Source organism: Streptococcus sp. CF10-1, assembly GCF_024295825.1.
Classification (GTDB): domain Bacteria; phylum Bacillota; class Bacilli; order Lactobacillales; family Streptococcaceae; genus Streptococcus.
The window spans coordinates 160765-173546 of sequence record NZ_JANCPQ010000001.1 but is presented as its reverse complement, the minus strand read 5'-3'; the positions used below and the strand labels follow the sequence as shown (position 1 = coordinate 173546).

The following is a 12782-nucleotide window of genomic DNA, read 5'->3' as shown; positions in this document are numbered from 1 at the left end:
ATAGAAAGGATTATTCAGAGCTAAAAGCTGCAGCTTTCTGCATTTGGTAATACTTGCCCTTTCTAGCCATGAGATCCTGATGGTTACCATGCTCAACAATGTCACCATCTACCAAGACAAGAATCAAATCCGCATCCTGAATGGTTGACAAACGGTGAGCAATGATAAAGCTTGTGCGCTCCTTCATGAGTTTGGCAAAGGCATCCTGAACAAGCACTTCTGTCCGTGTATCGATGGAAGAAGTCGCCTCGTCTAAGATAAGAATCTTTGGGATAGCTAGAAAGACTCGAGCGATGGTCAAGAGCTGAGCTTGCCCAACAGAGAGAGATTCTCCTGCATTTTCCAACTTAGTATCGTATCCCTGTGGCAACTGTTGGATGAAAAAGTCTGCATTGGCTGCTTTGGCAGCAGCGATCACCTGCTCCCGACTAGCATCAGGATTACCAAAGGCAATATTATCATGAATGGTTCCTTGCTTGAGCCAAGTTTCTTGGAGTACCATTCCAAACTGCTGTCTCAATGACGCTCGGGTATAATCATAAATGGATTGCCCATCTAACAAGATATCTCCCGAGTTAATAGGATAAAAACGCATGAGGAGATTGATGAGGGTTGATTTGCCAGCACCCGTAGGACCAACAATAGCAACCTTGCTACCAGCTGGAATGTCAATGGATAAATCCTTAATCAAAACCTTCTCAAGATGATAGCCAAAAGAGACATGTTTAAAGGAAATAGCTCCCTTGACTTGGTCACTGGTCAAGATTTCCTTACCTATTTCAGCAACCTCAGGACTTTCTAAGACAGCATAGACGCGCTCTGCGCAAGCGAGAGCACTTTGCAACTCGGCTAAAACAGAAGAAATATCATTAAAGGGCTTGGTGTACTGTTGGACATAGTTTAAAAAAGTCACTAAACGCCCAATGGTCAAGGTTGAACCCATCATAATACGATAGGCTCCCACTCCAGCTAAAAGCGCATAAATGAGTGCATTGACAAAGCGAGTCGAAGGATTGACCGTTGAAGAATAAAAGATAGCTGACTGAGAATAGCCTGCATAGTTGGCATTCGCCTCATGCAATCTTTGGATAAACTCTCCTTGAGCATTGAAGGACTGGATAATAGTCTGCTGGCTAAGCGATTCTTCAATCAACTGAGTCTGAATCCCCCTTGTCTCCGTTTGCTTCTGGAAGAGGTGATAAGATCTCTTGGCAATAAAGCGTGAAATCACCATGGACAGTGGCGTCAACAGCAAGACCAAGAGGGTCATGAGGAGATGAATTTGGAGCATTGCTAGAATACTAACCAAAATCATCAAGACACCAATGAAAAATTGGTTAAAAATCATGGTCAAGCCAGCCACCAACTGTTCGATGTCCGTGGTTACACGACTAACCATCTCCCCACTACCTTGTCTATCTACAAAGGCAATCGGTAAACGATGGAGTTTATGGATGATTCGCTCTCGCAAGTCTTTGGTATAAGAAAAGATTAGGCGATTATAGAGGAGAGGATTGGCCCATTGAACCAGGGTATTTCCTATGACCACCAATATCATCTGAATGAAAATCTGCCAAAAAACTAGCGATGAACCAGCCACTAGGGCCTGGTCAATGACCTGCCCAATCAGAATAGGTAGGTAAATTGATAAGCCAACTTGAGCAATAGTTCCTAGAAAGGCTAGGAAAAGGAGGAAAGGGTGACTTGCAAGGTCTTTAGCCAAACGTGTGAGCGTCTGGTTTGCGGTTTGTCGTCTCATGCTAGTCCTCCTTTCCATGTTGGGATGCATTGATTTCGCAATAGACTTGGCTAGTTTTCATCAAGTCCTCGTGCTTGCCGATAGCTAGGAGCTCACCTTTTTCCAAGAGGAGAATCTGGTCAGCCATCTGAAGTGTCGAAGTCCGTTGAGAAATCAAGATTAAGCTCGTATTTGGCATATTTTCTCGAATAGCTTTCAAGAGCTTAGACTCGGTGATGGTGTCGAGGGCCGAGGTCGCATCATCTAGGATGAGAAATGGAGCTTGGCGCAAGACTGCACGTGCAATAGACAGCCTTTGTTTTTGTCCACCTGAGAAATTTCGACCTCCTGCTTCAACTACAGCATCCAATAGTCCTTCCTTATCACTGACAAAATCCTTAGCTTGCGCAATCTCCAAGGCCTGCCAGAGTTCTTGATCAGTCACTTCTTGATTGAAACCTAGAGTCAAGTTGGAACGAATGGTTCCCTTAAAGAGTTCGACCTTTTGGGGAACATAGGCAATCCAAGACCGCCACTGCTCAAGATTACGAGGACTACATCCATCTCGATAAAGGGCAATGCTCCCCTTGTCTGCCGGGTAAAGTCCAAGTAAGACTTGCACCAAGCTTGATTTCCCAGAACCAGTACCCCCAATGATACCAAGGATTTGCCCTTGCTTCATATCAAAGGAAATGTCTCTAAGAGAAGGCTGAGCCGCATCAGGATAGGTAAAGGTTAACTCTTTGACTTGTAAAACCTGATCGTTGGTAACTTGTTTTTCTTCTAACTCTGAATGGATATCTTCTGGAGCTTCGGCAAAGACTTCCTCGATTCGCTTGGCTGAGATATAGGATTGGTTGAGAGAATTAATCAGCATGGCGAGCTTAACCAATTCCACCAAGATTTGTAAAAGATAGTTGATGAGGGCAATCAGGGCACCCTGACTGAGTAAACCTCCTTGAATTGAAATATAGCCCTGCCAGATGATGACGAGGAGAGTTCCATTAACAATCAGATAGGTCAGAGGGGCTAATAAACTGGACCAGAAGCCTGTCTTTTCTTGCAATCTAGCATAAACTTGGTTAAGGGTTTGAAAAATCTGTAACTCTCGTTTTTCCTGACCAAAAGCACGAATAACTCGCATTCCTTGTAATTGCTGACGCGTTTCCTGAACCAGCTGGTCCGTTTTCTTTCTGAGACTACTGTAGAGAGGATTGACCAGTCGAGAGAGCCCTACAATAACAATGGTCAGAATGACAACCATAACCAAAAACCAGAAAGTTAGCTCAGCCGAGATGCGATAGGCCATAAAAATGGCTCCAAAAACGATAATAGGCGCTCGCAAAAAGAGGCGCAGGAATTGATTGATACCAGTCTGAATCTGGTAAGTATCCGAAGTCAAGCGAGTCACCAAGCTAGAAGTTGTCAGACGATCTCTGCTGTCCTTGGGTAGGGAAAGAATATGACGATAAAGGTCGTCTGTCAGTTCTTTGGCAAACCCAACCGCTGCCTTGGCTGAATAGAATTGAGCAATCAAGGCTACTAAAACGCCAATCACTGCAAAGATAAGGAGCAGGCCAATCTGCATCCAGAGATGCCCTTGATCTCTCTGAGGCAAGGATTGGTCAACAATCCCAGCAATCACCATGGGAACCAAGAGCTCAAACACAGCTTCTAGCAGCTTGAACAGGGGTGCTAAAATCGACTCTTTGATGTAGGGTTTGAAGTAAGATAGTAAGTGTTTCATAAGTCCCTTCTATTCTTATTCTGGAAATGAAGAAAGTGGGAAGCCCCACCCTCTCAGTTTTATTTGTTTAAGTAAGGTAATAGATAGCCATATCCTGCTTTTTCCATCTCATCCTTGGCTACAAAGCGCAAGGATGCAGAATTAATACAGTAACGCAGACCACCTAATTCCTGAGGGCCATCTGTGAAAACATGACCCAAGTGAGCATTGCCTGAGCGAGAACGAACCTCGATTCGCTCCATCCCATGACTTAAGTCCTTGTAGTAGTGAATCAATTCCTTAGAAATCGGACGACTAAAACTTGGCCAACCACAACCTGAGGCAAACTTATCCTTAGCAAAAAAGAGTGGCTCCCCTGTCGTGATGTCTACATAAATCCCCTCTTCAAAAGTTTGGTCATAAGCATTACTAAACGGCGCCTCTGTAGCAGCTTCTTGCGTAACACGATAAGACTCTTCAGTTAAGCTTTCCTTTAACACCTCTTGACTAGGTTTTTCATGGTTGGCTGCGTCAATCAATGGCTTCTCAGCATCGGTCACATTGATATGACAGTAACCCGAAGGATTTTTCTTAAGATAGTCTTGGTGGTAGTCTTCTGCTAAAATGTAGTGGCGAAGTTTCTCCACTTCTACTGCAATCTTTCGACCCAGCATGCGTTCCTGCTCCTGCACCACTGTGTAGATAGCAGGCAAGTCTGCTTCATCTTGGTAATAAATCCCAGTACGATATTGACGACCACGGTCATTCCCTTGCTGGTTGATAGATAAGGGATCGATGACTCGGAAATAATAAAGCAAAATTTCTCGAAGTGACACTGCTTTCTCATCGTAAATCACTTGAACCGTTTCTGCATGGTCTGTTTCCTTAATCAGCTGGTAATTGGTCGTTTCGACTTGCCCATTAGCGTAGCCAACACTGGTTGCCAGCACTCCAGAAATACGGGAAAAATATTCCTCTAACCCCCAAAAACAACCACCTGCTAGATAAATTTCTGCCATCTTCATTTCTCCTTTATCGAGTTTTTAACTAATACTCTTCGAAAATATCTTCAAACCACGTCAGCTTACATCTGCAACCTCAAAACCATGTTTTGAGCAACCTGCGGCTAGCTTCCTAGTTTGCTCTTTGATTTTCATTGAGTATAAACTTCTTTTCAAAAAAAGGATAGGAAGGCCTCTGGTCGAGAGTTTCCCCATCCTATCTTCTATTCTTTATTTTGCTTCGACACGGACACCTTTGGTATCAACTTTCAAATCATGCAGTTTGCCTTTGAAAGACTGCTTTTGCAATTCTGCCTTAATCGCTGGCATCTTGTCATGAGAAGCCAAGACCATAACTGTCGGTCCGGCACCAGAGAGATAGGTTGCATAGGCACCATTCTCTTTGGCTACTTGCTTAATCGTCGCAAATTCACGGACCAGACTTTGACGATAACGCTCGTGGAAGAGGTCCCCCTCGATTGCTTGACCAGCTGTCACCATATCTCCTGCTAACAAGGCTGCAACGGCCACATTGGCGATAGAACTAGCTGCAACAGCTTCCTTGTAGGACAATTTCTTAGGCAAGACACCGCGGCTGTCTCGAGTGCGCAATTCATAGTTGGGAATATAAGCTAGAAAACCACACTCTGGGAAAGCAGCCACAATCGCTGAAACATTTCCTTCAACAGAACTTGCAATAACGAGATTGCCGTAAATTGCTGGAGCTACATTGTCAGGATGTCCTTCAATCTTGGTAGCCAACTGCAATTTGTCGTGGTTAGATAAGTTGAGATTGCCCAGTTGGTTAGCCAGTTCAATTCCAGCAACGATAACCGAGCTAGAAGAACCCAAACCACGCGCCAAGGGAACATCACTGGTCATTTTCAAGCGTCTCGGTTGCAAGTCAGGCGCAATTTGCAAGGCAATCTTAAGCAAAAGATTACGCTCGTCATGGGGAATCCATTTGCCAATCTGGTGTTCAATCAACCACTCATCCCGTTCTTCACAGACCTCAATTTGAAGATACTTGGTTACAGCTACACCGACCGAATCAAAACCTGGCCCAATATTGGCACTGGTTGCTGGTACAATAATCTTCATCCTATTCTCCTAACACCTTGAAGGTATTCAAGAGGTCAAATTCTGAAGCTTTGGCCAACTCAGCTGAAACATTCTCAAGCTGCGCTTTATTAATCTTATGAGTGATAATCACTACACGCACCTTGTCACCCTCTTTGCCATCTTGGAGGATTTGCTTGAAGGAAATATCTTGAGCATTAAAGATTTCAGCTAGTTTCAAGACCTGACCTTTTGAGTCTGGAGCCAAGATTGAGAAGTAGTAATTAGCTTTGACATCTTCTGGATTAGCCAAGACCAAGTCACGGCTGTATTCGTTGAAGTCTTTACCAATGGTACCATCATTCAAGCGACGAACGATACGGACAATGTCCGCTACAACACTTGTTGCAGTTGGTTTTTGACCCGCACCTGGTCCGTAATACATAGACTCACCGATACCGATAGATTCTACAAAAACAGCGTTCATTACCCCATTCACACTGGCAAGTGGATGTGCTTTAGGTAGGAAGGTTGGAGTCACTTCTGCAGCAATACCTGAAGGAGTTTCCTCGATAGAACCAACCAATTTCACTACATAGCCAAGGTCTTGGGCTACAGCTACATCTTCTGGTGTGATGTTGCGGATTCCCTTGTGGGCTACATCGTCAAAGGCAACCTTCATACCAAAAGCAAACTGGCTCAAAATCACCATCTTGTAGGCTGCGTCAATCCCATCCACGTCATTTGTAGGGTCGCTTTCTGCAAAACCAAGTCTTTGCGCTTCAGCCAGAGCATCATCATAAGACCAGCCTTCTTCGACCATCTTGGTCATCATGAAGTTGGAAGTTCCGTTAACGACACCAAGAACGCGCGTGATTTTATCAGAAGCCAATGAATTTGCTAGAGTGCGAAGAATTGGAATCCCACCAGCAACAGCTGCTTCGTAGTAAAGTGCTACATTATGCTCTTTAGCGATTTCTAGCAATTCTGCTCCATGGACAGCCAAAAGGTCCTTATTAGCAGTAACAACGTGTTTCCCAGCTTCCAAGGCACGCGTGATAAAGGTTTTAGCTGGTTCGATACGCCCCATCAATTCCACTACGATTGTAATGTCCTTGTCTGCTAAAATATCATCTACATTGGTTACAAAGTTAAAGTCATTTCCTGCTGCAAGCAAGCGGTTCTTCTCATCTTCATCCTTGACCAATACCTTGGCTACTTCAATCTCTGAATGAGCTGACTGAACGATTTTTTCTCCATTTTCCTTTAGGAGGAAAGGCACGCCACTTGCAACGGTACCAAATCCAAGTAAAGCAATTTTAACTGTCATGTTTGTCTCCTAGAAATTTTCTGATATAGCCATTATAACAGAATTTTATGAAAATTCCTATTATAGTAAATCACTATTTCGGTCTAGAAAAGAAAAAACGAATCCCATGATTCGTCTTTCTTGATAAATGAAAATTGATTTTGAAAATTATGAACGAATCTTTTGAAGACCGAACACAGCGTCGTGATTGATCAAGATGTGACCATACTCTTGTAAGACCGAACGGCTGATGTCACTGTCGTCAGCAAATTCACGCATACGAGCCAAGAGCCAGGCTGGATATGGACTAGGATGATTCTCCACATCAACTAAGATTGTCAAATAGTAGTACCCATTCATCTTATAGAGTTCAGATGTTTCCATCTGGTAGTTAACCGTCTTTGCAAAAGCAACCAAGTCAGCAAGGCTTGAAAAGCGCAGGATATAGTAGATATAAGGTTCTTTCTTATTCTCAGTCTCCTTGTTCGCTTGCTCCAACTCCTCTTCCTTAGCCTCGACCTGTTCTAGTGATTGGATGGCCTCTATATCATCCTTGGTCTTTTCTGCGATACTTTTTTCCAAGGTTTTGAGAAATTCGTCTGGTGACATTTGGGCCAACTCTTCCATATCAGGTAGGTCCGTCAAATCTTCAAAATCCAGATTCTGGTCAATCTTGGACTTGGTCACAAAGACATCGACCTTATCTGGTTTTGGCGTCACACGGAAACTCAGCATGCCACTATCCAAGAAATTGTCTGGCATCTCTAATTCATCTAAAATAGCATAGAAAAACTCTTCTGTTTTTTCCTGAGGAACGAGAAAGTCTGCAATCTCCATTCCACGATCCATCAAATCATCTAAAGTCATCGTGATTTTCAGTGTTGTATCACTAATTTGTTTCATCTTCATATCTAGTAACCTCATACTTTCAGTCTATCTATTATACTAGATTTTTACGATTTTATCAAAAGAATGAAGCGAGAATGTGATATAATACTAGAGATGATTTTAGATTTAAGAAAGAAAGTTCAATGAAAAATATAAAAGTCAATGCCTTGGCCAGCTTGCTGGTCAATATTCTCAATATCGTTTTTCCACTGATAACCAATCCTTATCTGACGCGGATTCTCAGCAAATCCAATTACGGTTATTTCAATACAGCCAATACCTGGGCAAGTTTCGTTATTCCACTAGCTGCCTTTGGAATATACAACTACGGGATTCGAGCTATTAGTAAGGTCAAGGATGACAAGAATAAAATCAACTACGTCTTTTCTAAGTTGTTTTATATCTCGGTTTTCACCTCTCTCCTGACGACAGGTATCTACTTCCTCATTATCTTCTTTGACACCAGCATTGAGAATCTGAAAGTCCTCTACTACATCCTAGGGGCCCAAGCACTCTTCCAATTTCTCAATATCGAATGGATGAACGAGGCTTATGAAAACTATGCCTTCATCCTCTACAAAACATTAATTATTCGAATTACCATGCTGGTCGCTATCTTCGCCTTCGTTAAAACGGCAGATGATATCGTTCCTTATGCTATCGTTATGACAGCGACCACTATCCTCAACTACCTGCTCAGTTTTCTTTGGATTAAGAGAGAAGTTTCTTTTGTTAAGATTGGATTCGTCGAATTAGTCAAAGCTTCTAAACCACTCTTTACTATGCTTCTCTTAGCGAACGCTAATATGCTTTATACCTTGTTAGATAGAATGTTTATCACCAAGGGACCGGATGAAAACTATATTTCCTACTATACAATTGCCTATAGTATCGTCATGCTGATTGCCAGTGTCTTGAGTGGAGCTATCAACGTCAGTATTCCACGCCTCGGCTACTATCTCGGGAAAAAGGATTACAAGTCCTATAATTATCTCGTGAATCAAGCGGCATCCTTATTCTATTTCCTTATGGTTCCAACTAGTATCGGGATTATGATATTGGGACGGTACGCAACTGTTATTTATTCTTCTGAAAAATATCTTGAAGCGGGTATCGTAACTAGCGTCTTCGCTTTTCGTACCATCATTTGGGCTATTGAGTTGATTCTTGGTAAACAGATTATCTTTATCAACGACCATGAAAATCGCTTAACCGCCTTCTACTTCCTTGGTGGTGGTGCCAATATACTATTAAATAGCATCTTGTATTTCAATAATATTTTTGCACCTGAGTATTACATCGCTACGACCATTATCGCAGAAACTATCGTTGTTTTACTTGAAATTCATTTTATCAAGAAACACCAACTGATTAGTTTAAAAGAAATTTTTATAACCTTAACACGTTATAGCCTCATATCCCTTGGTTTTATCCCAATCTTCTATATTTTCAAGATGATTTTCCAAATCAATTCCTACACAGTAAACTTCAATATGATTCTCATGGTTCTTTCTACCGTAGCAACTTGTGGTATCTATTACCTCTTGACCCTCTTTATCACCAAAGACAAAACACTCCACTATGCACTGAACCTTGTACTTGCTAAATTAAAACGAAATTAAAAAAATCCCCTACTGATAAATTAGTTGCCAGTAGGGGATTTCTTCTTTATTCGTTTTCTTTCTTATCAGAAGCATTGGCTTCTATATTTGAATCTTGTTTAGGTTGTTCAACAATAGAGGAATTAGCTTCTTGTTTCTGTTCTGGCTTGACTGCATCGCTATTTACAGCAGCAACAGCCTGTTTCCAGATTCCTTCTTCGTTTACTTTGTAACCATCAGGTGTTGTTGCGTTCTTCAACAAAGAACCATTAGCTTGGAAATAGTACCAATTACCATCAAACTGTTTCCAACCTGTTTGCATAGCTCCTGATTCATCAAAGTAATAATGATCACCATTTACTTTATGAAGGCCAACCAACATGATGCCATCTTCAGGATTTAGATAATACCAGACGCCTTTGTCTTTTATCCAACCAGTTTTCATGGCTCCATTTGATTCAAAGTAACGGTAATGATTATCAAACCATTTCCAGCCAGTTTGCATGGCTCCAGATTTGCTAAAGTAATATTGCTTACCATCTACTTGATGGAGGCCGACTAACATAACGCCTTCCTTACCTTCAAGATAATACCAGACATCACCATCTTTCAACCAACCAGTTTGGAGTGCGCCCGACGTAGCGTAGTAATGCCAAGAATCATTTGACCACTGCCATCCAACTTGCATAGTACCTGCAGAGCTGAAGAAATAGTTCTTACCGTCAATCTCTTTAGATCCTACAGCCATAATACCAGTTTCTGGATCCAAATAATACCATGATTCTTTATCTTTCAACCAACCAGTTTTCATAGCACCTGAGTTCGTATAGAAGTACCAGCTATTGTCTTGCCACTTCCAGCCAGTCTGCATGGCACCACTAGCATTCAAATAGTAACGAACACCATTTATATCTTGTCTACCAGTTAACATGATGCCATCTTTATCCAGATAATACCATGTTTCCTGATCCTTGACCCAGCCAGTTTTCATAGCTCCAGAACTTGCAAAATAGTTCCAGTGATCATCAACAAAGGCCCAGCCAGTTTGCATGATACCTTCTTGATTAAAGTAGTATGTGCTTCCATTGATATTCTTTTTACCGATGGTCTTTAGCCCATCCTCATCATAGAAATACCAATTTGAATCAATCTTTTGCCATGTTGAAGGCTTACCTGCTGTTTGGAGTGCACCACTTTCGCTAAAGAACATCTTCTTGCCATTATAAACTTGGTGTCCTGTTAGCATCTTCCCATCTGCCGCAAAGAGATACTTTTTCCCTCCAATTTCAGAGAGCTCGCTAAATCGTCTAGCACCATTTGATTGGATATAATACCAAGAGTCATCTAGTTTGAACCAACCACCAGTTTGCATTTTACCATTTTGGTTCAGATAGTAATCATTCCCTTTGGCATTTTCTCCCCAGTCGTCGTTAAGGTGAAGCCAGCGACCTGCTTGCATTTGTCCTTTTCCATTAAAGAAATAAGTGGCTCCGCCAATCTCTCTCCAGCCGATAGCCATTTCTCCGTCAGTCAAACGATATTTCCAATAACCATCTTCTTGATACCATTTTTCGTCAACTACAGGGATATTAGGGAAGGTATTTGAAACATTTGCAAATCCTTTATCGCTAATATCAAAAACGGTAGCGTCTTGAGTTTGGCTAGCAGCATGAAGAACCTGAATATTTTTCTTCTGAAGGTATTCTCTGGTTGAAGCAACATTAATATCTCCACCAGTTGTCTGAATAATCATTTTTGGTGATAAGTTTTCAAGGAAATTAATCGTATTTGAAATTGTCGCATCATAATGGTGGTTCCATTTCATCATATCAACCTTGCCGATAACTGGACCTAACTTATCTTCTGCTCCTTCGGCATTATCCAAATCTCCACCAAGATAGATTCTCTTTCCTGCCACAGTCACTACTGAAACGATGGAGTTGGAGTTATCATCTCGAACTTTTTTCAGATTTCCGTCAGCATCATATTCATTCTTATAGTTGTAGAGTTGGATATCCATATCACCTAATTTTAGATGGCTATCCTCATCTGAAATATTCTGGATAAGAGTAACTCCTCGTTTTTGAGCTGCTCTCAAAGCATTATCATAATTGAAAAGATTATCCCATAGTCCCCAGTTTGCTGTAATCCGATCATCTGAATATTTTTTCAAATAAAACTTACCGACTTGATATCGATTGAGTATTTCGTCCGCTCCACCAATATGGTCACTATGGACATGAGTTCCTATAATAAAATCTAATTTTTTTACACCTATTTGATCCAAGTGGCGAATCAATCGATCCTCCAATACTTGATAATTTCTCATGGAAATTCCCCAGCGGCTTGGATAACGTGGATCACTCCCATCAGGAAAATCATAGTCTTCTCCCATATCAATCAAAGCATAGTGACCATTGCTTTCCAGAAGGATGGCGTCACTCCCAGATTTTGCTTTTGTATTTATGAAATGAATACGATTGCCCGAACCTGCAGAGATGGTATCTGCATCTACTCCTTGCGATAACTGAATCAGTAATAGAAAGAATGCGAGAACACTATAGCTGACTGATTTTAATAACCATTTATTTTTCACCTTGAAAACTCCTTTATCTTAACATTAAGCAACTTTTAAAAATCTAATCAATCCAGTAGTTTTTATCCCCTCCTGGGACTTGTTGCTCAATAGGTGGTGGAGTCATATAGTTTTCTCCAAATTCGTAGGCAAGTATTTCATGGTATTTTCTCGGAACCTTGACCACAATGTCTTCATAAGGCATATCAATCAAATCATAGAGCCATTCTTTTTTTATACCATTTGGATAATAAGGGTCATAGATAGTACAAGTAAGATCTGTTGCTTGATCTACACTATACTTCAAAGCAAGGCTCTCTAATTTTTGATTCCATAGCTGTGGGGAAGTTAAGCGGAAAATCGCTGTTCCCATATAACGAGGGAGGTTCTTAAGTCCACCATTCTCAGACTTGATCCCTTTAAAATTCAATGAAGAAAGGCGAATGAAATATTTGTAGAGCTTCATTTTCTTACGGTCACTTTCCTCTGTTACGACACCATCATATGGAAAAATGTCAACACAAGTTCCCAATATGACCGTTGGGTCTACGAGGTTAGCATCTCGACGAGTCCTTACATCATAGACTCTCATATAACTGTATGGGTATCCCTTTGTTTCTCTGAATGAAATCAATTTGTAGTAGGGATGATTTTCATTTTGTAAAACCTTATACAGTTTTTCAAATTCATCACGCGCCAAGGAAATATCTGTATCATCATCCCAAGGGATAAATCCTTTATGGCGTACAGCTCCTAGTAAGGTTCCAAAATCAATAAAGTATTTGATTTGATGTTGTTCACAAAGATCATGTAGATACTTTAAAATATCCAATTCTACTTGCTTGATTTCTTCAAGAGTTAAAGTTCTTTCAGACATAGGTTCTA

9 protein-coding genes are annotated in these 12782 nt (G+C 41.3%); 1 reads left to right on the top strand and 8 read right to left on the bottom strand.

Annotated features, from left to right (window positions below; genetic code table 11):
* Positions 1 to 10: 10 nt before the first annotated feature.
* From NMM25_RS00855 to mecA, 6 genes are all read right to left on the bottom strand, one after another.
* Positions 11 to 1759: an ABC transporter ATP-binding protein gene (locus tag NMM25_RS00855; protein WP_254735693.1), complete on the bottom strand. Its 1749-nt coding sequence runs from the start codon at positions 1757 to 1759 to the stop codon at positions 11 to 13.
* 1 nt (position 1760) lies between these two features.
* Positions 1761 to 3485 (bottom strand): ABC transporter ATP-binding protein, encoded by a 1725-nt coding sequence (locus tag NMM25_RS00850; protein ID WP_254735692.1) that lies wholly within the window; start codon positions 3483 to 3485, stop codon positions 1761 to 1763.
* Between the two features lie 59 nt (positions 3486 to 3544).
* Entirely contained in the window at positions 3545 to 4483 is a 939-nt protein-coding gene (msrB, locus tag NMM25_RS00845) for a peptide-methionine (R)-S-oxide reductase MsrB (protein WP_254735691.1), read from the bottom strand.
* Positions 4484 to 4696: 213 nt separating this feature from the next.
* Complete coding sequence (thrB, locus tag NMM25_RS00840; protein WP_254735690.1) at positions 4697 to 5566, bottom strand: homoserine kinase; 870 nt, start codon at positions 5564 to 5566, stop codon at positions 4697 to 4699.
* A gap of 1 nt (position 5567) precedes the next feature.
* Positions 5568 to 6854, bottom strand: a complete 1287-nt coding sequence (locus NMM25_RS00835) for a homoserine dehydrogenase (protein WP_254735689.1) — start codon at positions 6852 to 6854, stop codon at positions 5568 to 5570.
* 147 nt (positions 6855 to 7001) lie between these two features.
* Positions 7002 to 7742 (bottom strand): adaptor protein MecA, encoded by a 741-nt coding sequence (mecA, locus tag NMM25_RS00830; protein ID WP_254735688.1) that lies wholly within the window; start codon positions 7740 to 7742, stop codon positions 7002 to 7004.
* Positions 7743 to 7864: 122 nt separating this feature from the next.
* Here mecA and NMM25_RS00825 point away from each other — a divergent pair, with 122 nt between their 5' ends.
* A complete protein-coding gene (locus tag NMM25_RS00825) occupies positions 7865 to 9343 on the top strand; it encodes an oligosaccharide flippase family protein (RefSeq protein WP_049490167.1) in 1479 nt (492 codons plus the stop codon).
* Positions 9344 to 9389: 46 nt separating this feature from the next.
* Here NMM25_RS00825 and NMM25_RS00820 read toward each other — a convergent pair whose 3' ends face one another.
* Positions 9390 to 11918 (bottom strand): MBL fold metallo-hydrolase, encoded by a 2529-nt coding sequence (locus NMM25_RS00820; RefSeq protein WP_254735687.1) that lies wholly within the window; start codon positions 11916 to 11918, stop codon positions 9390 to 9392.
* 43 nt (positions 11919 to 11961) lie between these two features.
* On the bottom strand, positions 11962 to 12774 hold the full coding sequence (locus tag NMM25_RS00815; protein ID WP_254735686.1) for a phosphorylcholine transferase LicD: 813 nt from the start codon (positions 12772 to 12774) through the stop codon (positions 11962 to 11964).
* Between the last annotated feature and the right edge of the window lie 8 nt (positions 12775 to 12782).